General features: G+C 65.7%; 31 protein-coding genes and 1 tRNA gene. 5 read left to right on the plus strand and 27 right to left on the minus strand.

What is annotated here, in order from left to right; all coding sequences use genetic code 11:
- Window positions 1–34: 34 nt before the first annotated feature.
- The 18 genes from rplR to rpsJ form a co-directional block, all read right to left on the minus strand.
- A complete protein-coding gene (rplR, locus tag RIE32_03115; GenBank protein MEQ9095234.1) occupies window positions 35–397 on the minus strand; it encodes a 50S ribosomal protein L18 in 363 nt (120 codons plus the stop codon).
- A gap of 77 nt (window positions 398–474) precedes the next feature.
- Complete coding sequence (rplF, locus tag RIE32_03120) at window positions 475–1,026, minus strand: 50S ribosomal protein L6 (protein ID MEQ9095235.1); 552 nt, start codon at window positions 1,024–1,026, stop codon at window positions 475–477.
- 56 nt (window positions 1,027–1,082) lie between these two features.
- Window positions 1,083–1,481: a 30S ribosomal protein S8 gene (gene rpsH / locus RIE32_03125; protein ID MEQ9095236.1), complete on the minus strand. Its 399-nt coding sequence runs from the start codon at window positions 1,479–1,481 to the stop codon at window positions 1,083–1,085.
- Between the two features lie 118 nt (window positions 1,482–1,599).
- Window positions 1,600–1,785 (minus strand): type Z 30S ribosomal protein S14, encoded by a 186-nt coding sequence (locus RIE32_03130; protein ID MEQ9095237.1) that lies wholly within the window; start codon window positions 1,783–1,785, stop codon window positions 1,600–1,602.
- Between the two features lie 54 nt (window positions 1,786–1,839).
- On the minus strand, window positions 1,840–2,484 hold the full coding sequence (gene rplE / locus RIE32_03135) for a 50S ribosomal protein L5 (protein ID MEQ9095238.1): 645 nt from the start codon (window positions 2,482–2,484) through the stop codon (window positions 1,840–1,842).
- Window positions 2,485–2,516: 32 nt separating this feature from the next.
- Window positions 2,517–2,876, minus strand: coding sequence for a 50S ribosomal protein L24 (gene rplX / locus RIE32_03140; protein ID MEQ9095239.1), 360 nt, complete (start codon window positions 2,874–2,876; stop codon window positions 2,517–2,519).
- A complete protein-coding gene (gene rplN / locus RIE32_03145) occupies window positions 2,876–3,262 on the minus strand; it encodes a 50S ribosomal protein L14 (GenBank protein MEQ9095240.1) in 387 nt (128 codons plus the stop codon). Before rplN ends, rplX begins: the two co-directional genes overlap by 1 nt.
- A 72-nt stretch (window positions 3,263–3,334) precedes the next feature.
- Window positions 3,335–3,625: a 30S ribosomal protein S17 gene (gene rpsQ / locus RIE32_03150; GenBank protein ID MEQ9095241.1), complete on the minus strand. Its 291-nt coding sequence runs from the start codon at window positions 3,623–3,625 to the stop codon at window positions 3,335–3,337.
- A 48-nt stretch (window positions 3,626–3,673) separates the two neighbouring features.
- A complete protein-coding gene (gene rpmC, locus RIE32_03155; GenBank protein ID MEQ9095242.1) occupies window positions 3,674–3,877 on the minus strand; it encodes a 50S ribosomal protein L29 in 204 nt (67 codons plus the stop codon).
- A gap of 66 nt (window positions 3,878–3,943) precedes the next feature.
- Complete coding sequence (gene rplP, locus RIE32_03160; GenBank protein ID MEQ9095243.1) at window positions 3,944–4,372, minus strand: 50S ribosomal protein L16; 429 nt, start codon at window positions 4,370–4,372, stop codon at window positions 3,944–3,946.
- 54 nt (window positions 4,373–4,426) lie between these two features.
- Complete coding sequence (gene rpsC / locus RIE32_03165) at window positions 4,427–5,134, minus strand: 30S ribosomal protein S3 (GenBank protein MEQ9095244.1); 708 nt, start codon at window positions 5,132–5,134, stop codon at window positions 4,427–4,429.
- Window positions 5,134–5,469, minus strand: coding sequence for a 50S ribosomal protein L22 (rplV, locus tag RIE32_03170; GenBank protein MEQ9095245.1), 336 nt, complete (start codon window positions 5,467–5,469; stop codon window positions 5,134–5,136). Before rplV ends, rpsC begins: the two co-directional genes overlap by 1 nt.
- A gap of 290 nt (window positions 5,470–5,759) precedes the next feature.
- Complete coding sequence (rpsS, locus tag RIE32_03175) at window positions 5,760–6,044, minus strand: 30S ribosomal protein S19 (protein MEQ9095246.1); 285 nt, start codon at window positions 6,042–6,044, stop codon at window positions 5,760–5,762.
- A gap of 60 nt (window positions 6,045–6,104) precedes the next feature.
- Window positions 6,105–6,965, minus strand: coding sequence for a 50S ribosomal protein L2 (gene rplB, locus RIE32_03180; protein ID MEQ9095247.1), 861 nt, complete (start codon window positions 6,963–6,965; stop codon window positions 6,105–6,107).
- 38 nt (window positions 6,966–7,003) lie between these two features.
- Entirely contained in the window at window positions 7,004–7,282 is a 279-nt protein-coding gene (rplW, locus tag RIE32_03185; protein MEQ9095248.1) for a 50S ribosomal protein L23, read from the minus strand.
- Window positions 7,282–7,989, minus strand: coding sequence for a 50S ribosomal protein L4 (gene rplD, locus RIE32_03190; protein ID MEQ9095249.1), 708 nt, complete (start codon window positions 7,987–7,989; stop codon window positions 7,282–7,284). Before rplD ends, rplW begins: the two co-directional genes overlap by 1 nt.
- A gap of 283 nt (window positions 7,990–8,272) precedes the next feature.
- Entirely contained in the window at window positions 8,273–8,974 is a 702-nt protein-coding gene (gene rplC, locus RIE32_03195; GenBank protein ID MEQ9095250.1) for a 50S ribosomal protein L3, read from the minus strand.
- Window positions 8,975–9,066: 92 nt separating this feature from the next.
- Window positions 9,067–9,375 carry a 30S ribosomal protein S10 gene (rpsJ, locus tag RIE32_03200; protein ID MEQ9095251.1) on the minus strand — a complete coding sequence of 103 codons (309 nt, stop codon included), beginning with the start codon at window positions 9,373–9,375 and terminating at the stop codon, window positions 9,067–9,069.
- 362 nt (window positions 9,376–9,737) lie between these two features.
- Here rpsJ and RIE32_03205 point away from each other — a divergent pair, with 362 nt between their 5' ends.
- From RIE32_03205 to RIE32_03215, 3 genes are all read left to right on the plus strand, one after another.
- Complete coding sequence (locus tag RIE32_03205; protein ID MEQ9095252.1) at window positions 9,738–11,096, plus strand: hypothetical protein; 1,359 nt, start codon at window positions 9,738–9,740, stop codon at window positions 11,094–11,096.
- A 68-nt stretch (window positions 11,097–11,164) separates the two neighbouring features.
- On the plus strand, window positions 11,165–12,217 hold the full coding sequence (gene ruvB / locus RIE32_03210) for a Holliday junction branch migration DNA helicase RuvB (protein ID MEQ9095253.1): 1,053 nt from the start codon (window positions 11,165–11,167) through the stop codon (window positions 12,215–12,217).
- A gap of 36 nt (window positions 12,218–12,253) precedes the next feature.
- Window positions 12,254–12,325, plus strand: a tRNA-Gly gene (locus RIE32_03215).
- Window positions 12,326–12,369: 44 nt separating this feature from the next.
- Here the strand turns inward: RIE32_03215 and RIE32_03220 are convergent.
- From RIE32_03220 to RIE32_03250, 7 genes are all read right to left on the minus strand, one after another.
- On the minus strand, window positions 12,370–13,386 hold the full coding sequence (locus RIE32_03220) for a glycoside hydrolase family 3 N-terminal domain-containing protein (protein MEQ9095254.1): 1,017 nt from the start codon (window positions 13,384–13,386) through the stop codon (window positions 12,370–12,372).
- Window positions 13,383–14,834: a hypothetical protein gene (locus RIE32_03225; GenBank protein ID MEQ9095255.1), complete on the minus strand. Its 1,452-nt coding sequence runs from the start codon at window positions 14,832–14,834 to the stop codon at window positions 13,383–13,385. The genes RIE32_03220 and RIE32_03225 overlap by 4 nt, the downstream gene beginning before the upstream one ends.
- A complete protein-coding gene (murQ, locus tag RIE32_03230) occupies window positions 14,828–15,742 on the minus strand; it encodes an N-acetylmuramic acid 6-phosphate etherase (protein MEQ9095256.1) in 915 nt (304 codons plus the stop codon). Before murQ ends, RIE32_03225 begins: the two co-directional genes overlap by 7 nt.
- The gene (locus RIE32_03235) at window positions 15,739–16,818 is read right to left on the minus strand and encodes an anhydro-N-acetylmuramic acid kinase (protein MEQ9095257.1); all 1,080 of its coding nucleotides are present in this window, start codon (window positions 16,816–16,818) and stop codon (window positions 15,739–15,741) included. The genes murQ and RIE32_03235 overlap by 4 nt, the downstream gene beginning before the upstream one ends.
- A 135-nt stretch (window positions 16,819–16,953) precedes the next feature.
- Window positions 16,954–17,649, minus strand: a complete 696-nt coding sequence (locus RIE32_03240; protein ID MEQ9095258.1) for an NAD(P)H-dependent oxidoreductase — start codon at window positions 17,647–17,649, stop codon at window positions 16,954–16,956.
- A gap of 193 nt (window positions 17,650–17,842) precedes the next feature.
- Window positions 17,843–19,048, minus strand: coding sequence for a YHS domain-containing (seleno)protein (locus tag RIE32_03245; protein MEQ9095259.1), 1,206 nt, complete (start codon window positions 19,046–19,048; stop codon window positions 17,843–17,845).
- 90 nt (window positions 19,049–19,138) lie between these two features.
- Window positions 19,139–19,633, minus strand: a complete 495-nt coding sequence (locus tag RIE32_03250; protein MEQ9095260.1) for a nuclear transport factor 2 family protein — start codon at window positions 19,631–19,633, stop codon at window positions 19,139–19,141.
- Window positions 19,634–19,872: 239 nt separating this feature from the next.
- On the opposite strand from RIE32_03250, the gene RIE32_03255 reads away from it, so the two are divergent.
- Entirely contained in the window at window positions 19,873–20,472 is a 600-nt protein-coding gene (locus RIE32_03255; protein ID MEQ9095261.1) for a TetR/AcrR family transcriptional regulator, read from the plus strand.
- Here RIE32_03255 and RIE32_03260 read toward each other — a convergent pair.
- Complete coding sequence (locus RIE32_03260) at window positions 20,469–21,290, minus strand: type 1 glutamine amidotransferase domain-containing protein (GenBank protein MEQ9095262.1); 822 nt, start codon at window positions 21,288–21,290, stop codon at window positions 20,469–20,471. The genes RIE32_03255 and RIE32_03260 overlap by 4 nt on opposite strands.
- Window positions 21,291–21,390: 100 nt before the next feature.
- Between RIE32_03260 and RIE32_03265 the strand changes: the two genes are divergently transcribed.
- The gene (locus RIE32_03265) at window positions 21,391–21,615 is read left to right on the plus strand and encodes a hypothetical protein (GenBank protein ID MEQ9095263.1); all 225 of its coding nucleotides are present in this window, start codon (window positions 21,391–21,393) and stop codon (window positions 21,613–21,615) included.
- 1 nt (window position 21,616) lies between these two features.
- On the opposite strand, the gene RIE32_03270 is transcribed toward RIE32_03265, so the two are convergent.
- Entirely contained in the window at window positions 21,617–23,017 is a 1,401-nt protein-coding gene (locus tag RIE32_03270) for a GC-type dockerin domain-anchored protein (protein ID MEQ9095264.1), read from the minus strand.
- Window positions 23,018–23,034: the final 17 nt, after the last annotated feature.

Genomic DNA, 23,034 nt, shown 5'->3' on the forward strand with positions numbered 1-23,034 from the left:
CCGCGGGGTGGCTCGCGTGAGCACCCCGAATGCGTCAGAACTTCAATCCGCCCTCGCGGGCCGCGTCGGCCAGCGCCTGTACACGCCCGTGGTAGCGGAACCCGCCACGGTCGAAGACCACCTTCTCGACACCCTTGGCCTTGGCCCGCTCGGCAATGAGCTTGCCCACGGCCTTGGCGGCCTCGGCGTTGCCGGTGGCCTCGCCCTTGAACCCCTTGTCCATCGTCGAGGCGGCGCAGATGGTCGTGCCGTCCAGATCGTTGACAACCTGGGCGTACACGTGCCGCAGCGAGCGATAGATGCTCAGGCGCGGGATCTCGCCCGTGCCCGAAACGCGCTTGCGGATGCCGATGCGGCGGCGGGTTCGGCGTGCTTGCTTGGCTTGCTGCCTGTCCATTGCGTCAGAACCTCAAAGAGAACCGGAACACCTGTCGAATCACATGCACGATCGGAGCAATCGGGAAACCGCGGGCATCACGCGCCGGCGGTCTTGCCCTCCTTGCGGATGATCGTCTCGTCGCTGTACTTGATGCCCTTGCCATTGTACGGCTCGGGCTTGCGGACTGCGCGGACCTCGGCGGCAAACTGGCCGACGGCCTGCTTGTCGAAGCCGCTCACCGTGACGGTCTGCTTCTCCACCTTCACGTCCACGCCCTGGGGGATGGTCTTGAAGATGGGGTTGGCGAATCCCACGATGAGCTTCAGGCGGTTGCCTTCCACCGCGGCGGTGTAGCCCACGCCCTGGACCTCGAGAACCTTGGTGTATCCCTGGCTGACGCCCTGGATGTTGTTCTCGACGATCGAGCGGCTGGTACCCCACAGGCTCTTGGCCTTGCGGTCGCCTTCCTTGCCCTCGGGCACGGCGAAGGACAGCGTCTGCTCACCTTCGTCCCAGGCAACGCTCACCAGAGGATGCACCTCATGGGTCAGCGATCCCTTGGAACCCTCGACGCGCACGGTCTGACCGTCGACGTTGACCTTGACGCCCTTGGGCACGGAGATGGGCTTCTTGCCGATGCGTGACATTGCGAATCAACCTCCTCGGCGTGCCGGATTGCCGGCCGCCGATCATTGCCCCTGGCTTACTGGACCACCGCCAGCAGTTCGCCGCCCACGCGCTCGTTGCGGCACTTGCGATCGCTCATCACGCCCCGGCTGGTAGACACCACGGCGATGCCCATGCCCTGCAGCGGACGCGGCAGCTTCTCGACGCTGCTGTATACGCGGCGACCAGGCTTGCTCACGCGAGTGAGCGAGGCAATCAGCGGCTCGCCAGCCGAGCCGTACCGCAGCGACACCCGCAGGATGCCTTGGCGGCCGTCCTCGACCACTTCGAAGCCTTCGACGTAGCCCTCGTCCTGGAGGACCTGAGCGACGCCACGGCACACCTTGCTGTTCAGGCAGTCCACCTGGCGGCTGCGGTTGCGCAGGCCGTTGCGGATCCGCGTGAGCATGTCCGAGATCGGATCGTTGACCGACATCGTTTCCGATGACCTCCTGCCCGGCCCCACGGGGCTCGAGCCTTACCTGACCGCCGTTGCCGCCCGTCGTGGGCGCCGGCGCGTGTGCCTGACGAAAGAGTCTTGTCGCCCGCCGAACTTACCAGCTTGCCTTGCGCATGCCCGGAATCTTGCCCTCGTGGGCAAGCTTGCGGAGCATGATGCGGCTGATGCGGAACTTGCGGTACACCCCGCGAGACCGCCCGGTCAGCTCGCACCGGCGCACCGTCCGAGTCGAGAACTTGGGCGTCTTGTTGCTCTTTGCGATCTGTGCCTTGGTCGCCATACTTCTACTTCACTCCCGGCGGCCCTGTCGGCCGCCTTGGTGGTTGGATCTCTTTCAGCTGGCCTTCTTCTTCGGCGGCGCGGGCTTGCGGAAGGGCATGCCCAGGCTCTCGAGCACGGCCCTGCTCTTGGCCTTGTCCGAGTTGCGGAAGACGAAGTTGATGTTCATGCCGTGCGTGAACGTCACGTTCGCCATATTGATTTCGGGGAACACGCCCTGCTCGTTCAGGCCCAGCGAGTAGTTGCCAGCCTTGTCGAACGAAGTCTCCGAAACGCCACGGAAGTCCTTGATTCGAGGCGTTGCGAGGTTGATGAAGCGATCGAGGAAGTCCCACATGCGATCACCACGCATCGTGACCATCGCCGAGGTTTCCATGCCCTCGCGAACCTTGAAGTTCGAGACGCTCTTCTTGGCCTTGACCACCACGGGCTTCTGGCCGGTGATCTGCGTCAGCGTGTCGATCACAGTCGAGCGGATGTTCGGCGGAATCTTCGGACCATCCAGGAAGCGTCCCATGTTCACGTTGATCACGATGCGATCGAGCACGGGCATGGCCATGGGGTTGGACACGCCGAACTGCTTGGTGATCTCGGAACGCGCCTCTTCGAGGTAGCGCTTCCGCAACCGCTGCATGCCCTCGCGGGGCGCGGCCGCCGCCTTGATGGCGGGATCGTCCTGATTGGGCTTGTTCTTAGCCATCTCGTATCAGTCCTTCCGAAGAACCGCGTGGGTTACAGGGTGTCCTTGCTTGCCGACTCGCCGCCCTTGCGCCGGGCCTGGACGGACAGGACCTTTCCGCCCCGCACCGCCACGCGCTGCTTCTTTCCATCGTCGCCCGTCGGGAAGCGCACCCGCGTGGGCTTGCCGTCGACCGCCGGACTTAAGTTTGAGATGTGGAAGGGCGCTTCCTTCGTGACGCGGCCGCCCTCGGGGTTGATTCGCGTGGGCTTGACGTTCCGCGTGCGAAGGTTGAGCCCCTTCACGTACACGCGATCGCGAGCCGTATCGACCCGCATCACCTCACCCGTACGGCCCTTGTGGTCGCCGCTGGTCACGATCACGTTGTCACCCTTGCGGATATGACGCGCCATTACACCACCTCCGGAGCAAGCGACACGATCTTCATGTAGTTCTTCTCGCGAAGCTCGCGGGCCACCGGCCCGAAGATGCGCGTGCCGCGGGGGTTGCCATCAGGGTTGATGAGCACCACGGCGTTGCTGTCGAACTTCACGTACGAGCCATCGGGGCGACGCGTGTTGCGGGCGGTCCGCACCACAACGGCCTTGGACATGTCGCCGGGCTTGATGTCGGCGCCGGGCAGGGCCTTCTTGACCGAGATGAGCACGCGATCGCCCACGCCGGCCGCCGGGCGGGTGTTGTTCCCGCTGGCGCTGGTCCGGCCGTAGACGCGGATGACGTAGGCCACCTTGGCCCCCGAGTTATCCGCGACTTCGCATCGTGATTCTTGCTGAAGCATGGCTTGCTACTTCCTACGTGCCCAACACGGGCGTGCGAGACTTGGGTCGGACCCTCAACGGCGCGGGCTCGTTCAGCCCGGTGTGTGCTCCAGAACGCGGGCGAGCTTCCAGGACTTGGTCTTGCTCATGGGCCGGCACGGCACGACTTCGACACGGTCCCCCACCTGGGCCTGGTTGCCCTCGTCGTGGGCGTGGAGGACGGTTCGCCGGCGGACGTACTTGCCGTACTTGGGGTGCTTGGCCACGTAGCTGACGACGACCTTGATGGTCTTGTCGCGGCCGGCGGTCGTCACCTCGCCCACGCGGGCGCCCTTGGCCTTCTCGCCGGTGGTCTGGGTCGTGCTGGCGGTGTTGTCGCTCATACGTTCACGTTCTCTTCTAGTCGGTGTGCCGAACCGCGATACCTGCTGTTAGCTGGCCTTCTTTGCGTGCTGCCTGGCCGAACGCTCGGTCATCAGGCGGGCGATGTCCTTGCGGGTCTTGGAGAACTCGCTGTTGTCCTCGACCTTCTCGGTGGCCGCCTGTACGCGCAGCTGGAACAGACGCTTGCGCAGCCGGACGAGCTCGGCCTGGATCTCGTTGTTGTCGAGCTTGCGAACTTCTTCGCCGGTCATGACGCCTTCTCCAACTGCGTGCCCCTCGAGGCCCGCGATTCATTCCAGGGACTCAAACCCGTCCTATCAACCCACCGTGGTGCGACGCTTGACGAATCGGCAGCGGATGGGCATCTTCATGGCCATGCGCTTCATCGCCTCGCGAGCCATCTCTTCGGGCACTCCGGCCAGCTCGTAGAGCATCGTCCCCGGGCGAACCCGAGCTGCCCAATAGTCCACGTCGGCCTTGCCCTTACCCATGCGCTGCTCGAGGGGCTTCTTGCTCACCGGCTTGTCAGGAAACACGCGGATGAACAGCTTGCCCTGACGCTTGAGGAAGTGCGTCGACGCGATGCGTCCGGCCTCGATCTGGTTGCTCTTGAGCCAGCAGCCCTCGAGCGCCTGGAGCCCGTAGTCGCCGAACGCGACGTAGTTGCCCTTGGTCGCCTTGCGATCGCGGACGCGGCGGAACTCCTTGCGGAACTTCACTCGCTTTGGGATCTTATACGGTGGCATCGATCAAACCCTTCCTGGCGGCCTCCGAACGCTTCGGATGACCGAGTGTCTTGCTTACCTGCGGCCCCGGCTGCGAACGCGGGCGCCCGCGGCCTTCGAGGTGGTCTCTTCGTCCTGGGCCTCGTACTCACCCTTGTAGATCCACACCTTCACGCCGATGCGGCCGGCAGTGGTGCGGGCTTCCTCGAAGCCGTAGTCGATGTTCGCCTGCAACGTCGAGAGCGGCAGTGCTCCCAGACGCACGTCCAGGCGGCGGCTCATCTCGGCGCCGCCCAGGCGACCGGAAATCTGGATCTTCACGCCCTTGGCGCCATTCTGCATCACACTCTCAGCACGCATCTTCACCACGCGGCGGAAGCTGCTGCGCCGGCTGAGCTGTTCGGCCACGTTGGCAGCCACGAGCTGGGCGCTCATGTCGGGGTTCTTGATCTCGATGATCTTGATCGAGACCTTGCGGCCGGTCATGAGCTGGAGCTCTTCGGTCATCCGCTCGACCTCAGCGCCCTTGGGGCCGATCACCACGCCCGGGCGAGCCGTACGGATGAGCACGACCAATTCCTCGCGGGTGCGCTCGATCTCCACGCTCGCGACGGCGGCGTGGGGGCGACCCGGGTTGCGGTTGAGCCGCTTGTCCAGGTACTCGCGGATCTTCTGGTCTTCGACCAGCAACTCGCCGTAGATCGCCTTGGGGGCGTACCAGCGGCTGCGGTGGGCTTCGGTGACTCCCAGGCGGAAGCCGAAGGGGTGGATCTTCTGTCCCATTACGCTCGCTCCTGGACGCCCACGGTAATGTGGCTGGTCTGCTTGATGATCGGGTGGGCCCGGCCGCGGTCCTTGGGGCGGAATCGCTTGATCTGAGGGCCCTCGTCGACGCGGCTCTCCACGACGAACAACTCGGTCACGTCCGCGTCGGCCTGCTCGGCGTCGGCAATGGCCGCGTTCAGGGCCTTTGACATGTTGTCCGAAGCACGCTTCTGGCTGAAGTTCAGCAGGTTGAGCGCCTCGTCCACGGACTTGCCGCGGATCAGGTCGGCAACCAGCCGAGCCTTCTGCGTGCTGCCGCGGTGGAAGCGGACCTCGCTGACGAAGCGGGCGATGTCCCGCGGCTCGGCGTTAACTACGCGGGCCAGGGCACGAATATGCGCCGCCTTGCACGTGGGCTTGGGGCGGCCCGCCAGCCAATTGCGCACGGCGCTCTCGGCCTTGGCGCCCGGCAGCCCGAGCGGACGGACAGCCTCGGCGAGGGCCTCGACGCTGGCGCCGGCCTCGTCGGCAAACTTCTTGAGTTGATCGCTACGCAGTCTCACCGATGGATCTCCGAAGTCGTCCGTTTCCTGTCACGCATCGAATCGAAAAGTCACGAATCCGCTCTTGCCTCAGGCCGGGCCTACTTGCCCGACTTGATGCCTTCCTTCTTGTTCGTGTGGCCCCGGAAGGTGCGCGTCAGCGAGAACTCGCCGAGCTTGTGGCCCACCATGTCCTCGGTCACGAACACCTCCAGGAAGGCACGGCCGTTGTGCACCTGGAACGTGTGGCCCACGAACTCGGGCACGATCGTGCTCCGCCGGGCCCAGGTTTTGATGGGCTCGCGCTCGCCCGACTCCTGCTGCTTCATCACCTTCGTGTACAGCTTCTCGTCGACGAACGGACCCTTCTTGAGGCTACGACCCATGCTTCACGCTCCTGCCAGTGCTTCCAACACTCGTCCGAATCACCTGTGCCCCTGCCACACTCACTTGGACAGCTGCCCGTACCGCTTGCTGCGGCGGCGACGGATGATCAGCTGCGTGCTGTACTGCTTCTTGTTACGGGTGCCACCGCCCTTGGCGTCCACGCCCGTCGGGCTCACCGGTGTGCGGTTGCCCTTGCTTCGGCCCTCACCGCCGCCCAGCGGGTGGGCGTGGTGGCTCTTGGCCACGCCGCGGGTGATCGGCCGGCGGCCCAGGTGCCGCGTCAGGCCGGCCTTGCCCAGGCGGCGGTTCTGGTGGTCGCTGTTTCCAACGGCCCCCACCACGGCCCGGCAGTCCAGGCTCACGCGACGCGTCTCGCCCGAGGGCATCACCAGGGTGGCGTACTTGCCCTCGCGGTTGGTCAGGCGGGCGGACGAACCGGCCGAGCGGCACATCTGGGCGCCCTTACCCGGGGCCAACTCGATGCAGTGCACTTCCATGCCCGAGGGGATGTACCGCAGCGGCATGCAGTTACCAACCGTCGGCTCCACGGCCGAATCGCTGGACGTCAGCACGGTCATGCCCGTCTTCATGCCCTTGGGGGCAATGACGTAGCGCTTCACGCCGTCGGCATACTCGATCAGCGCGATATGGCTGGTTCGGTTGGGATCGTACTCGATGCCCACGACCTTGCCGGCGATGCCGTCGCGGTCCTTGCGCTTGAAGTCGATCTTGCGGTACATGCGCTTCGCGCCGCCGCCACGACCCCGGACGGTGATCACGCCGGTGTGGTTACGACCGCCCGTCTTCTTCAGCGGGCTGAGCAGCGCCTTTTCCGGACGCTTCTTGTCGACCTCGACGTGGAGGTTGACCGAGGCGTTGCGCCGGCCGGGCGAGGTTGGTTTGTAGACTCGGATGGCCATTGAAAATCTCCGATACTCAGTCGTTGCCTACGCCCGATTCAGAACAGGTCGATGGTCTGGCCCTCGGCCAGCCGAACGATGGCTTTCTTGGTCGGCGGCGCCTGCACGTAACCGTACTTCAGGCGACGCTCGCGGTTCTTGCGAACCTGGGTGGTGATGCCCAGCACGCTCACGCCATAGAGCGATTCGACGGCACGCTTGATGCTCGTCTTGTCGGCCCGGCGGTCCACCAGGAAGGTGTAGCGGTTCTCGTCGGCCATGGCGGCGGTGCTGCGCTCGGTGACGATGGGCTTCTTGATCACGGTGCTCGGGTGCATCAGGCGGCCTCCCCTTCACTCGTCTTGGCCTGGGCGGCGTCGCGGCCGCGGGGCTCGAGCTTGGCGTCCTTGCCCGTCTGCGTGTGCGGACCGGCCAGGAAGGCTTCAAGTTCGCTCTTCTCGATGATCACGTAGCGGCTGTTGAGCAGGTTCCAGGCCGTGAGCTGATCGCTGCGGCACATGGTGATGTCGTCGATGTTGCGAGCGCTCAGGCGGGCATCAACGGCGCCCTCGGACAAGGCCAGCAGCACCGTGCGATCGATCTTGAGCGCCTTGAGCAGGTCGGCCATCGCCTTGGTCGAAGGCTTGTCGAAGCTCAGGCTGTCGACGATCCGCACCTCGTTGTCCACCAGCTTGGCCAGCAGGGCGTTGAGATTGGCCTTGCGACGCATCTTTTTGGGCATTGACAGGTGGTAGTCCTCGCGGGTGCGACGCTTTTCGTGCGCGTGGCCACCCTTGCGGAACTGCGGGGCCTTCTTGTTGCCGTGGCGTGCACGACCCGTGCCCTTCTGCTTGTAGATCTTGCGCGTCGAGCCGGCGACATCGCCGCGGCCCTTCGTGCGGGCAGAGCCCTGACGCAGGTTAGCGTGGTAGCAGACGTAGGCCTGCTTGATCAACTGAGGGTTCAGGGAACCGCCCAGGATGGCTTCGTCGATCGACATCGAGCCGACCGAATCGCCTTGCATGTTGTAGACCGGCACATCCATCGTGCTCGCTCCTGACGCCTGTGCGACCCTCTTGAAAACCGAGGAGGAGTCGCCTGCCGCACCGGCCCACTCCTGTTGGGAGTCTTGCTCCCCACCTGGCCGACGCAGCCAGGCGGGAATGGGCTCGGATCAGACTCGGCCGTCTGTTCCACGGGGCCTTGCCGAACGAGCGAGGCCCCAACCTGTTTGTCCATACCCGGCGGTTTCGCTTGGTGCGACCTTCCGGGCCGCCCCATCGCCGTCGTTTCCCGACGAAAGGGCGTCCATCATTCCGCGTGCCCCATCAGCCTGAAGCGGCCTGCTGGGCGGCGGCCTTGCTCGGCCGCAGTCGAATCGCCGGACGAATGTGGACCACACCGCCATTGGCGCCAGGCACGGGGCCCTTCACCAGCAGCAGGTTACGGTCCGCCTCGACCCGAACAACGTCGAGGTTGCGAACGGTGACGCGCTCGTTGCCCATCTGGCCGTTCATCTTCTTGCCCTTCTTGATCCGGCCGCTCATACCAGCGTTATTGGCATGGCCGCCGATCGAGCCGGGCGAACGGTGCTTGCGCTCCACGCCGTGGGTGGCGCGCATGCCCTTGAAGTTGTGCCGCTTCATGGTGCCGGCAAAGCCCTTGCCCTTGCTGGTGCCCGACACGTCCACGAACTTGTAGTTCTGGAAGTGGTCGACCGTGATGGTCTGGCCCAGCTCGAACTCGCCGGCCTCGGCCTCGTCCATGCGGTATTCCACGTGGACGGCCTTGGGACCGGTTCCGGCCTTGTTGTCGTGGCCCATGATCTGGAAGGTCGAACGGCGGGGGCGGGCGTCTTGGCCACCGATCTGGATGGCCGAATAGCCATCACGCTCGGGGGTGCGCACCTGGGTGACCACCGCGGGCTCCACCTCGATCGCCGTCACGGGAATGGACACGCCGTCCTGATAGACGCGCGTCATGCCGATCTTGCGACCGATGAGCCCCAGCTTGTCGTTTCCGCCTGCCATGGTCTGTTCCACCTTGCTTCATGGCTCTCGGAGTGCCCGGGCCAGAGGAAGCGATGATTCCCGTCTGATGCTGACGCCTGCGAACGGGTCCGTCAGGCCTTGATCTTCACGAACACGCCCGCGGGCACCACCAGCCGATTCAACGCCTCGACCGTGCGGGCGTTGGGCTCGTGGATGTCGATGATCCGCTTATGCGTGCGGATCTCGAACTGCTCGCGGCTCTTTTTGTCAATGAACGGACCACGGAGAACCGTGTACCGCTCGATGCGAGTCGGCAGGGGGACCGGACCGGCTACGCGAGCATTGGTCCGCTTGGCGTGGTCCACGATCTCCCGAGCCGAAGCATCGAGGGCGATGTGGTCGTACGCTTCCATCCGAATTCGAATGCGACCGCCTTGCATGAGCCGGCCAACCTCCTGCCTGCTGGGTTTCGCGTCAACCGTCCGGCAACCCCGAACGGCACTGACCCGCACCAGAAGGGGCCGCAGCCCCCCGCCACCGGCGCGGAGAGAAGGATAGATCGTCGCGGATCCCCGTCAACTGCCCAGCGACAGGAATGTGAAGATCGGGCGATCTTGCCACGTATCCTATCCTTTAAGACAGAGACGCCACGCAGCGACGCGTTCGACCCAAGGAGGGGCGCATGACTTGTCCGGCACCGGCCCGATTGATCAGATTCGCCCTGCTCACGCTGTCGCTTGCGGCCGCGTTTGCACTGCAGTGCCGGGCTTGGGGGCAACAAAGCGGGCCCTCGAGCATCATCATGTCGAACGACCCGGTGGCCCTGGACCCGGTCGGTCTGGAGATCCAGATCCCAGAAGATGCCACGGCGTTTCGCGCTGATCGCGGGGATATACCTACGATCGAGGTCAGCCCCACCCTGGGCCACTGGTTCCTGCTCGTCCAGGCTCCGCAGCGCCGCGCCGCCCGGCCGAGCGACGCCCAGACGCAGGTCGGCGGGAATCTCCGGGTCGACGACCTGACCGATCGCGTGCTCGACAACCTCATGGGCAGCTATCGGGTGGATCAGACTGGCACCGAGACCATCGAGAGCCGGGCCCGGGTGCTACTCCGCGAAACCGGCCTGACGGTCGCGGGGCGGCCCGCTTCGAGGTTCTACGTGGCGTTTCCCGAAGCAGACCGCGAGCGCGTTCGGATGTACACGCTCGTCGACGCGGGCGCCGGTCAGATGGTGAGCTTCGACCTCATGTGCGACCCGCGCGACGAGCGTGAGGCCCGTATGGCCTATCTGGCGGTGCTCGCCAGCGCCCAGTTTTCGGGCAACACCGAAATTGCCGCGGCGCGGGCCGTCGCCCTCGAAACGACCGAGGCGCTCATCGGCTCGCTGACCGAAGCGGACTACCTCGAGGCACTTGACCAGATCGACGGCCGCTGGGATCGGCTGAGCGATGCCTCCGGGACGGGCCTGGAAATGGACGACACCGAGCGGGGCTATCGGCGCATCCGTACCTGGAAGGGGCATCGAGGCGAGATCAATCCCGAACGCAGCAGGGAGTCCTGGTCGCAGGAAGAGCAGGAAGAGGGCTATCTCGTCCGCATGGATGGTCGGATGATCGAACGAACCCTTGGCGGCACGTGGAACATCATCGACACTCGAATCATCTGCTTCATGAGCCCGGATCGGAGCAAGGAGGCCTGGACCGCCTCGACGACCTTCCGCCAGGGAGAGCAGAAGCCCATCGTGAACACCGAATTCGGCGTTCGCGTGGGCGAAGAAATGCGGGTCGCCCGCCGCGGCATCACTTCGAACACCTTCCAGCCGGCCGTGCCGCCCCGCGGGTACGTGAACCAGGTGGAGTTCTATCTGTTGCCCCAGTTGCTCATCGGACAAGGCGCCAAGGCGAGCTATGGCGTGTATGCATACGCCAGCGGTGACACGAGCGTCCGCTACCGCCAGTTCGACCTCGAGGAGGGCGCCGGCGCCGCGTCGTGGCAACTGAGCACCGAACTGGGCGACGAGGCAAGATCCGTCTCGCTGTACGACGAAAACGCCGAGTTCCTTGGCAGCGACCGAGGCGATGGATCGCAGTGGACGCCCTCGAGCCAGCGTGACCTGCTGGATCTGTGGCAACGCAAGGGCCTGCCGACGAGCACTCGATGACGGTCGCCCCGAGCGACCGAACGAACCTATAACTCACGCATTGCACACTTCCGGGCAAGGAGTCGCCCATGGCCCTGGATCGCGTCATCGCCCCCACCGCCACGGACACCGCCGACGAGCACGCCGGCTGGGCGCTTCGCCCCCAGCGGTTGGCCGAGTACGTCGGGCAGCGTGACACGCTCGAGCGGCTCGCCATCGCGGTGCAGGCAGCCCGCGGCCGCGGCGAGTCACTCGACCACGTGCTGCTGCACGGCCCGCCCGGGCTGGGCAAGACCACCCTGGCCCACGTCATTGCTGCCGAGATGGGGACGAAGGTGCACGTCACCAGCGGACCGGCGCTGTCCCGCGGCACGGACCTGGTGGCAGCGCTGACGCGGCTGGAGTCGGGCGACGTGTTGTTCATCGATGAGATCCACCGCACGCCGGCGGCTGTCGAAGAGTTCGTCTACCCAGCCATGGAGGATTTTCGGGTCGATGTCACGCTCGATGCCGGCCTCAATGCTCGGACGGTGCAGATCAAATGCAAGCCATTCACGCTGATCGGCGCCACCACGCGGGCCGGCCTCCTGAGCGCTCCGCTGCGCAGCCGCTTCGGCCTGATTCATCACCTGCGGTTTTATGAAGTCGCCGAACTGGCAGCCATCGTGGAACGCAGCGCGGGCCTGCTGGGACTGAAGATCGAAGCGTCCGCCATCGATGCGATCGCCCGCCGCAGCCGCGGAACTCCCCGCATCGCCAATCGCCTGCTTCGCCGCGTACGAGACTTTGCATCGGTTCGTGCCGATGGCACCGCGACGGCCGCGACCGTCGACGAGGCGCTGTCGCTCGAGGGCGTCGACGCGCTCGGCCTGGACGAACTGGACCGCGGCTACCTCCGGACCATCGGCACGACCTACAAGGGCGGACCGGTCGGCCTGGAGGCACTCGCCGCCACGATGAACGAGGACCCGGGTACGCTGGAGGACATGGTCGAGCCCTTCCTCCTGAAATTGGGCTTCGTCGCCCGCCACCGGCGCGGCCGGGAGCTGACCGAAGCCGGCGCCTCACACGTGGGCGTCGACGCCCCGGTCAAGCCGGCCACGGACGCTTCACCGCTCTTTGACGACGAGCGGAGCGCGTGACGGGCGGGATCCAGGCATAGAATCGTCGCACCGCTGGCGGGTGTAGTTCAGTGGTAGAACGTCAGCTTCCCAAGCTGAATGTCGCCGGTTCGAGTCCGGTCACCCGCTTTCCCCTCCATATCCCTGGATGCGAAGTTCGCGGGGTCGTCGGCTTATGCCAGCGACCGGACGCGTTCACGCGACAACCTCGATCGGGCAGTGAGCCCGTCGATTTTCGGGTACACGCTTTCCATCGCTTTGACGACGTCCGGGGCATACTCGCCCCTGGCCGAGTTGCAAGCGTGCACGAGCACGTCGGCGCCGGCCTCCACGCCCAGTCGGATCGTCTCCTCGAGCGACCAACGTGCTCGCACGCCCTCCATGTCAAGCGCATCGGTAAACACCGGACCGGCAAACCCGAGCTCCTCGCGGAGCAGCCCGGTCGTCACCGCGTACGACAACGAAGCCGGAAGGTCCGCATCGATGGCGTCCAGCAAGAGGTGCCCCGTCATCACGCCCACACGCTCATCCGTCAGCAAGCGGTAGGGTGCCAACTCGCGTTGGCGCTCCCAACTCCGCGAGATATCGACCAAGTTGTGATGCGAGTCGAGAGACGCTGACCCATGCCCGGGGAAGTGCTTAAGCACGCAACGCACCTCATGCTCCTGGTGCGCTCGAATGACACGCTTTGCACACGCCACGACCTCATCGGGATCAATCGAGAAAGACCTGCCGAGCGCCCCGATGACCGGCGACGCGGGATCGACGTTCACATCAACGCACGGTACGAAGTTGAGGTCGATGCCTACACCGCGGAGCGCGCCCGCCATCGTGAGCGATTGCGATTCCTGCTCGTTCACCGTCAGAGATGCGAACTCTCGCGGCGAGGGCCAGCTCGCGAAACCGTGCGCATGCGAAAGTCGCTGCACACGGCCACCCTCCTGGTCGATCGCAACCAGTACATCGTCGCCAAGTCGCGATCGCACGTAATTGGTGAGCATCCGGAGTTGCCCGGGCGATCGCACGTTTCGTTGACCTCCAGTGGCGAGATCGCGATCGAACAGGATCACCATCCGCACGCCCGCATGGGCGCAGGCATTGAGATCTTCCTCCAGCCCCGGTTCGCCCGGTGTTGCGCCGCGGATGCCCAGCATCATCATCGAGCCGACGTCGCGTAGCGCCGCGTTCATCGCTGCGGGCCCTTGATGAGCGAACAGACCACGAGACTCACGAGGAATCCGCCGAGCATGCGCCAGCCCAGCGACGGAGCCGGATCGACCACGAACTGCAGCACCGCGACGGTGCCCGCCCCACAAATCAACGCGTATATGACCGTCAGAGCGCTCCCGCGGCCAAGCAGCAGCGTCGATACGAACACGCCCAGCAGCCCCGCGTAGGCGTAGATCATCACGCCCAGGGCGAAGGGAATCAGCCCTTCGCCCTTTCCGCCCTCGGCGAGCACGAAGACACACGCCATTATGATCAACGCCGAGCCGCAGAGCGCGTTGACGATTCGGGCGGTGCGAGCGCCGGGGTCGTTCTTGCCAAACCCCAGATCGACGACCACCGAGCTCGACATCGCGTTGAGCGCCGAATCGGTGCTGCTCATCGCGGCGGCGAACAGACCGGCGACCAGCAGCCCCCGTAGTCCCGTCGGGAGATCGTCGAGGATGAACGCGAGGTACACCCCGCGTGTATCGCCCTCCACCACCGCGCCGCCCGAGGCGTCGCGCACGAACAGCAGCAGCCCCACGCATAGGAACAGCCCGACGACGAGCGTCCCAAGCAGGCTCGACGCGATGAGCGACCACGCCGCCCGGGGCGCGCTCCGCGAAGTCAGGAGCCGTTGCGCGAGATCCTGGTCGGTGCCAAATGCCGCGGCGTTGAAGAGCGTCAGCCCCAGCAACACCGCCCACAGCGTAAAGGGAGAACCGAGATCCCACGACAGGTCGATCAGCACGAGCTTATCGCCCGTCGGGTCAGCGTCGGCAATCGCCCCGGGCAGGTCGCTCGGCACGACGCCGATCTGCCCCACGAGAACCCAGATGCTCGCGACCACCGCGACGACCATCACCAGGGCCTGCAGCGCGTCCGTCCAGATGACGGCCTTGATTCCGCCCCAAGACGTATAGATTAATGCCAGTGCTCCCAGGGCCACGACGCTCGCCAGCAGGTGACCGATCGCCAAGTCGCCGAACACGATGAGGCTGCACGGCACCGCCGCGATATAGAGCCGCGAACCGCTCGCGAGCAGGCGTCCGAGCAGGAACGCCGCGGCACAGGATTTCTGTGCGAGTACCCCGTGCCGTGCGCCGATGGGCTCGTACACCGTCGTCGCTCGCGCCGCGTAGAACTTTGGCAGGAACAGCCACGCCACCAGCACCGCCCCGAGCACCGACGCGATCGATGCGGAGAGGTATGTCAGGTTCGACGCGTACGACTGCTGCGGCCCGCCGATGAATGTGGCGCCCGAGACCGACGTGGCGACGACCGAAACTGCGATCGCCCACGCCGGCACCCGCCGATCGCCCGTGTATAGCGCCTCGGCGCTTCGCACCCGCCGGGCCGCGAGCCAGCCGATCGCCAGTACCGCCAGGGCGTACGCCGCGAAGACAACGAAGTCGAAGGCCGTTAGCACGACGCCTCCCAATCCAGCGCACTCCGCAGGCTTCCGCCCGATGCCTCGAGCATCGCCTCCGCGTCGTCTCTCGAAATGCGCCGCGAGCGCATAACCACCGCCGTCTTCACGTGCCCACCGGCCTCGTCGAGCAGCACGAGGGCCTCTTCGCGCGATCCACCGACCAGACGTACCACGATCCGTGCCGCCCGGTCACGAAGCTTGTCGTTCTTGGCGCTCACGTCCACCATGAGCCCGTCGTGCACCTTGCCCAGACGCACCATCAGGGCGGTCGAGATCATGTTGAGCACGAGCTTCGTCGCGGTCCCAGCCTTCAGCCGCGTCGAACCCGCCAGCACCTCAGGCCCCGTGTGGATACGGATCACGTGATCCGCGGCATGATCTTCCGGAAGGCTTCCGCACGTCACCAGAGCCGTCAGTGCACCCCGCGAGCGCGCTATGTGCAGCGCCCCAAGCGGGTAGGGCGTGGTTCCGCCCGCAGTCAGCCCCACAACGGTATCGAGCCGGCTCAGGTTGAGCCGATCCAACTCGTCCTGGGCGCCCTGCGGATCGTCTTCGAGCGACTCGCTCGAACGACGTAGAGCGGCATCGCCGCCGGCGATGATCCCAATGACGCGAGACGGGTCCACCAGGAAGGTCGGCGGGCACTCCGAGGCATCCAGTACGCCGAGGCGACCCGACGTTCCGGCTCCAACATAAATCAGGCGCCCGCCCGCCCGGAACCTCGGCACGACCTCCTCCACCAACGCGGCGATGCGCTCGGTCTCGGCGCGCACCGCACGAGCCGCGCGTTCATCCTCTTCGGACATCAACGCCAGCAACTCCGAGGTCGGCAGCGCATCCAGACCATCGCTTCGCGGATGCACGCCCTCCGTGGGCACGTCCGAACGATCCGGCGGCGCCTTCATGGTCGCACTCCGATCCACGATCCTTCGGTCATCAGCGGCCCCTTCCGCCCGGTGATCGGGGCTTGGGTGTAGATGACGCCATCGAGCGCGAGCAGTCCAAGAACCGCGATGCACGCCGCCTCGCGTTCCTGCGCGTCAATGCCGAACGCATCAGTTGTCCGGCATGGACCGACAACATCCTGAATCGCGCGCAAGAGTGCAGCGTTCCGAACTCCACCGCCAGCGAGTACGGCTGCGCCCGTGGCCCGCACCCGCTCGCCGATCACGGTGCCCACCGCCCGGGCGGCACTGGCCAGCAGGTCTTGCCCAGCCAGCGAGGCGTAACGGTCCACCCATGCCCCACACTCATCACCCGTGCCGAGCGACCGTTCACCCGAAGATTGCGCACGGAGCATGTCCAGCAGCGAGCCAACCGCGTCAGCGTCGGGCGTCCCCGCCAGGGCGGCTCGCCCGTCCACGTCGTACGACTCATCCAATGCCCGTCTAGCGCAGGCGTCGAGGACCTGATTGCAGGCACATACGTCGTACCCACGCACGCCCTCGGGACCCGAACCAGCGGGCAACGTGGTGACATTGCAGAACCCGCCCAGGTTCACGATCGCGCGGTCTTCGTCCTCGGAGCGAAACAACACCCAGTCGGCAATCGGGGTGATCGGGGCGCCCTGGCCGCCCGCCGCAAGGTCGGCGCCGCGAAGGTCGTGCAGCACCGGGCAACCCAGCCGCTGAGCGACTGGCCATGGGTTGATGAGCTGCATGGAGACTGGGGGCGCGTGAACGATCGTCTGGCCCGGTAAGACGCACACCGATAGCTCAACATCCGCCGAGTCGAGCAACTCTCCCACCACCTGGGCATGCAGCTTCCCGAACTCCAGCGCGAGGCTCGAAAACTCCCCGGCGGTCATCGGCGTGCCGCTCGCGGCCGCCCGGAGCCCGTCGGAGAGATCGCCAAGCCCCGATCCGACGTGTCCGACCGTGTGCACGCGTAGTTCCAAACCAGTTCCCGATGCCTTCACGAGGACGGCGTCGAGCCCGTCGAGGCTCGTCCCGGTCATGCAGCCTATCGCGTAGCGCACCATCGGGACTGTATCGGCGACCGCCCCCTTGCGCCCCCAACCCGGCCCGTCTTTGGCATGGCCAGTTCTGCCGCCGAACCTCGCAGCGTTGACTCCGGCCAAGGGACGTGGTCCGCGTGGATGGACTCGGGGCGGCGCTCACTGCCCCGCAGGGCAGTGCTGCGCGACCTCTTCGGCGCGGCGCGCGGCCGCGAGCCGAGACCCGAGTTCTGCCGCGTCATGCAGGGCCTGTTCACGCGAGCGTTCGTGCCGTTCATCGTGGAACTCCTGATACTCCGAGGCGATCTCGTAGATGTCCTCGGGCGCGATGCCGAGCAGACGAGTCGCAACCGTCCGAAGGTGTGGATTCAAGTGGTTCCACCCGTCGCGAACGCCGCCCGGCTCGAAGCCGAACTCCCCCCTCGAGGAAAGCACGACGAGCGACTTGCCGCTGAGCGTGCTCTGGATCGGGAAGTTCCCCCGCCGACGATCGAACGAGAACGTCTGCCCGACCCGGATGATCTGGTCGATCCACGCCTTCAAGGACGCAGGGAGTCCATAGTTGTAGAGTGGCGCGCCAAGCACGAGAACGTCTGCCTTCCGGACCTCTTCAATGAGGGCCGTCGATTCTGCGAGGGCATTCCTCATCTCCGGCGTCCGATCTTCGCCCGGCGTAAACGCCGCTCGGATCCAGGCCTCGCTCACCGCAGCGGGCGGCCGCTGGCCAACATCTCTGAGCGTGACCTGAGCATCCGGCTCGCTGATGCGCCACGCCTCAATGAACCGGTCGGCCATCTGGCGGGTGATCGAACGATCGAGGCTTGCGCTGGCGTCGACTCGGAGCAAGGCGGTCATCATGGCTCTCCTTCGTGCCTGGGGTTGGTGAACGCGTGTGGTGATCGAGCAGACATCACCTCACGGCGATATGCGGAACTCGCATTCGCCCCGCTCAGGGCTTCATCTCGCGGGTTCGGATGGTTCCGCGAATCGGCCGACGAGGCGTGTCCGCCGCGCCAGCCGAGGGGGAAGAGGAGAGTGATGCTCGTGGCTACTCGGCGAACTCGCTGAAAAGCCCGGGCCAGTTGGCATTGGCCCGTTCGACGCTGCCCTCGAAATCGGCGTTGAACTTCTCCAGGATTTCGGCGTTGACGTTCAGGTACAGCTTGCCGTTGCGCACCTGTGCCGTGGTGATGTCGACCGGCAGCAGGATGCCCAGCGACACGCCGTAGGCACAGAACCCGCCGTACTGCGGTGCGAACCGATCCGGATTAGCCAGGAAGCGGTCGCGATTACGCTCCGATGCGAAGAGGTACGTAGCGCCCGCGTGCTCGCCTCGGATCATCGGCGAGCCGTTCAGCGGCGTGTCGCCCTCGAAGAAGCTGACCGGGTCGAAGCCCGCCAGGCCGATGCCGCTGGCGCCCGACGTATTGACCAGGTTGCCACGAGCCGCGCCGATCTTCGCGACCGCTTCATCGGTGCTCCAGACGTCGCTGGCGATCATGCGGTAGTTGACGAACGCTGCTTCGAACCCGTCGTAGCCGGGCAACTTGGCGGCAGCCGTCGCGTCAGACACGATGGCAACCTCGAAGCCTTCCTCGATCAGGTCTCGCATGTGCGACTCGACGCACAGGTTGGCCGACATGCCGGCAATCACGACCTGGCTGATTCCCGCCTTGCGCAGCTGCAGCGCCAGATCGTTCGACTCGGGACCGTAGACCTTGTGCGGCCCGACGATGATGGTTTCGCCGTCCTCGATGTAGGGCTTGTACTGCTCGAGCCAGTCGGCGCCCGAACCCTTGATGCCTTCGGTGTCCAGCGGGCCGGCGCGATCGAACATGCCGATGTCGTGCATCAACCGCTCGAGCGCCCCCTCGAACTGCCACTGGTGGTCGTGCGGGTAGTAGTAGTGCGGGCTGATAACCACCTGCGCGTCGGCGCCTTTAGCCGCCTTGAACAGCCGCTCGATGTTGTCGACCGTGCCGTTCTCGGTCACGCTCTGGCCGACCACCCCCCAGGCCACGCCATCAGGGCTGAGAAAGTCGTTCTGCGGATCGATTACCAGCACGGCAAAGCGACCAGGCGCCAGCTCCAAGCCGGGGCGGGGAATGGGCGCATCCTCTCGAGGTCCGTCGATGTAGTGAACGTGGCCGGCATGGTCGGCGTGAGCCCCGTCCTGGGCAAGCAGGTCGTACGGAGCCGCGACGAGGCAGGCAATCGCGGCGAGCTTTACGGCGAAGGTCTTGCGGTTGGACATCTTCAAACTCCTGGTCGTTGCTTATTGTGTCTGAGTCGGGTGCAGAACATCGCGGCAGGACACCCTCCGGCCGCGCGGGTATTGGTCCGTTCAACGCACGGCGGGAATGCCTGGGTGGTCCTGGGGGCGGGGACCGGGCGCACTCCAGCGGAAGCGACGCTGCCGCTCGAGGATGGGCACGTCGTTGATGCTGGCTTCGCGGCGACGCATCAAGCCGGCCTCATCGAACTCCCACAGCTCGTTGCCATAGCTGCGGAACCACTGGCCCTCGCCATTGCGCCACTCGTACTGGAAGCGGACGGCGATGCGATTCTCGCGAAAGCCCCAGAGCGCCTTGGCGAGCCGGTAGTCCAGCTCCCTTGCCCACTTGTTGCTCAGGAAGGACTTGATCTCGTTTCGGCCACGCAGGAACGTGTCTCGGTTGCGCCACTCGCTGTCGGGCGAGTAGGCCATCGCCACGCGTTGGGGGTCACGGCTGTTCCAGGCATCCTCGGCCGCACGCACCTTTGCGGTGGCCGTCTCGAGCGTGAAGGGCGGCACGAGCTTCTTGGAAGTCCCGGCGGCGGGCTGAACGGCGGGGTTCATGGGGGTCTCCTGTCTTGGCCGCCCACCCCACAAGGGTTGGACGACAGAGAACTATACTGACTGATCAGTATGTATCAACGTCTGGCCAGCAAGAAAATTCGGCCTGGGCACAGCAAAAAGCGCAAGTATCCCAGAATCAGGAGTTTATAGGGGCTAATTTTTTTGGAAGGAAGCCGTCCAAGATCCAATTATCTATACTGGTTGGTCAGTCTTTATGCCAACCATCGAAGGAGCCACGCTTGCCCCCCAGCCGCCGAGACGAACTCATCGATGCCGCCATGCGGGTCTTCTACAAGTACGGCTTCCACGCCACAAGCCTGGACGACATCCAGAAAGAGGGCGGCATCAGCCGCATGACCCTCTACAACCACTTCAAGTCCAAGGACGAGCTCATCGTCGCGGCCATGCGTCGACGCGACGAGATCTTCCGCAATCGACTCATGAAGTTCGTCGATGCCAACGCCAAGACGCCTCGCGAGCGCATCCTCGCGGTCTTCGACTTCCACGCCGACTGGTTCGACGGCGACGAGTTCTGCGGCTGCATGTTCATCAACGCCGCCGCCGAGTTCTCCGTCGCCCAGTCCGCGCCGCGTCGATTGGCGGCGGATCACAAGCAGGACATCGTGCAGTATCTGCGAGAGCTGTGCGCCGCGGCCGGCATCGAAGACCCCGGCGAAGTAGCAGATCAACTCAACATCCTGCTCGAGGGCGCGATCGTCACCGCACGCGTAGTCGGGCAGGTCGCCAACGGAGGCGCCGAGCCGGCAACCGCGGCCCACCTAGCCCGGCGCATGGCGGTCGACGTGCTGGACCGCGCGGGCGTGCCGAGCGACGCCTAACGATCCGCTTCCTCGGCCGCGATGCGCACGACGGCCTGAGCCGCACCCCGGGCCGACGCGGGATTCTGCCCCGTCACCATGCGGCCATCGACGACGACGTTCTCTTCGAAGTTGCCCGCCCCGACGAACTCGGCTCCAAGCTCACGAAGCCGAGTCTCGAGCAGGAAGGGCACCGCGTCAGTTAACTCCACCGCGTCTTCCTCGGCATTGGTAAACCCCGTGACGCGGCGGCCGGCGATCAGCGGCTGGCCGTCCTTGCCCCGCAGGTTCACCAGGGCGGCCGGGCCGTGGCAGACCGCGGCGAGGACGCCCCCGCTCTCGTACACCCCCTCGGCCGTCTCGCGTAGGCCCGGGCCGTCTGGAAAGTCCCACATCGTCCCGTGGCCGCCGGCGAAGAAGATCGCCTCGAAGGCGCTGGCCTTCATGCTCGTCAGCCGGGCCGTGCCTGGCACGACCATGCCGTCCTTGCTCTCGCGCGCGAACTTGTCCAGGAATCGCTGGCTCTCCTCGTCGACGTTCTCCAGGCTCCTGGGGTCGATGGGCGCCTGGCCACCCTTGGGGCTCGCGAGCACGACGATCCAGCCCGCCTCGTTGAAGACGTGCCAGGGGTGGGCCGCCTCGGACAGATAAAAGCCCGTGGGCTCGCCGGTGTCGCCCGGCCCCCCACCCAGTTGGTCATGGTTGGTCAGCACCAGCAGCACGGCGGGCCGGGCGTCGCTGGGGGCCAGCTTGCCGCTCTGGCAGCCTGTGAGCGCCCCGGCACACGCCATGGCTACGAGCAGGGACAGGGCGAGGCGGAACGTCCGGATAGGCAGCATCGGGGGCCTCCAAGGGCAACGATGAAAAACGCCGCGGCGGGCCCCCAACAATACCGCCGGGCGTGTTGCCGGCCGGGGCCCACCGGCGGAGGGTATGGCCATGGAATCGATTCTCCACGAGATCGTCAAGGACGGCGGGGTGTTCTGGATCGTCGGCGGGCTGATCGCGATCATCGCCATCGTGTTCGGCATCATCGGCGGGACGATCAAGGCCGTCGCCCGTGAGCGGACCCGCCGCGAGATCGCCGCCTACATCGCCGAGGGCTCGATGACCCCCGAGCAGGGCGCCAAGCTGATGAAGGCCGCGCCCAAGGACGAGTGCTGACTCAGCCGCACCCCGCCTGAAACGCGTCCTGGAACGCCAGGAAGTCGAAGATCGTCAGCTCGCCGTCGCCGTCGAAGTCGGCTTGGGGGTTGCCGTCCTGGAAGAGGTTGAGGTAGGTCAGGAAGTCGTAGATGGTGAGCGAGCCGTCGAGGTCGAGGTCGGGGGGGCAGATCTCGCACGAGAGGTCGAACGCGTGGGCGGCGCCGCGCTTGTCTCCATCGATCATCGTGTACGACGCGCCGACCACGACATCGTTGCCACGCATCGCCACGGCGCCGCCGTACTCGAGCACCCACTCGGGCGTGCTGGGCGGCAGTTCGGCAACCTGCGCCCACAGCCCGCCCGCGCCGCGTGCGAACACGTAGGCCGAGCCGGTCGGCCCCGCCGCCGTGTCGCCTTGCATCGACGTCACGACGAGGCGATCACCGTCGAGGGCCATGGCCCTGCCGAAACGGTCGCGCTCGTTCGAACCTTCCGCCGTGAACTCCTGAACGAGCTCCCAGCGTCCTTCGATCAGGCGATAGGCGTAGGCCGCGCCCTGGGCTGTTTCCGGGCGATCCGAGAGCATCCCGCCCAGCACCAGCGTGTCGCCCTCGATAGTGACCGCGGTTCCCAGCCTTGGCCCCTCCAGCACGTCGGGCGCGATGAGCTTCTGCTCGAAGGCCAGCGTGCCGTCGGGCTGGCGGCGGAAGACGTAGGCCGCGCCGCCGTTGGTCACTGTGGAACTTTCCAACTGCGCCCCGATGACCACACGCTGGTCGTCGATGGCGAGGGTGTAGCCGAAGCCTGCGTCCTCACCGACGGCATCGATCGACTCGAGAATCTCAATCTGATTCCATCTCTCGCTATCAAAGTGATAGACGATGGCGCCGTTGCCGCCGGTTGGCCCTACTCCGCCTTGGATCACAGCGATGTCACCGTGAAGCACCGCGCTATAGCCAAAGTCAAATCGAGATGGATTGAACACCTGCTGCCGCTCGACCCATTGCTCGCCGTCGTGCTGGAAGAAGTAGGCCGCGCCGTGCCCGCCCATGCCGGTTCCATCGCCCGCCGCGGTGGCCACCATCCAGTCCTCATGCACGGCCACCGCCGCGCCGTAGGCGAACCGCGGCCCCAGGTCGGCCGGCTCGACGCGCTGGGCCAGCACCCAGCGCCCGTCGGCGTCCTTCTCGTAGGCGTACACCATGCCGTTCGAGCAGGTGGGGTCGATCGTGCAATACCGGCTGTCGTGCCAGTCGCCGATGAGCAGGTGCCTGTCGGTCATGGCCACGGCCCTGCCGAAGCTGCTCGCGCTCGCGTCGGGCGTCAGATACTGCGGCTCGCACGAGGTCTGGACGGGGGCGGCACTCGACAGCCCATAGATGCAGCAACCCGCGATCAGCCATAACGAGTTCGTGTTCATGTCGTCATTGTGACCGA

The organism is Phycisphaerales bacterium, from assembly GCA_040221175.1.
In the GTDB taxonomy this organism is placed as follows: domain Bacteria; phylum Planctomycetota; class Phycisphaerae; order Phycisphaerales; family UBA1924; genus JAHCJI01.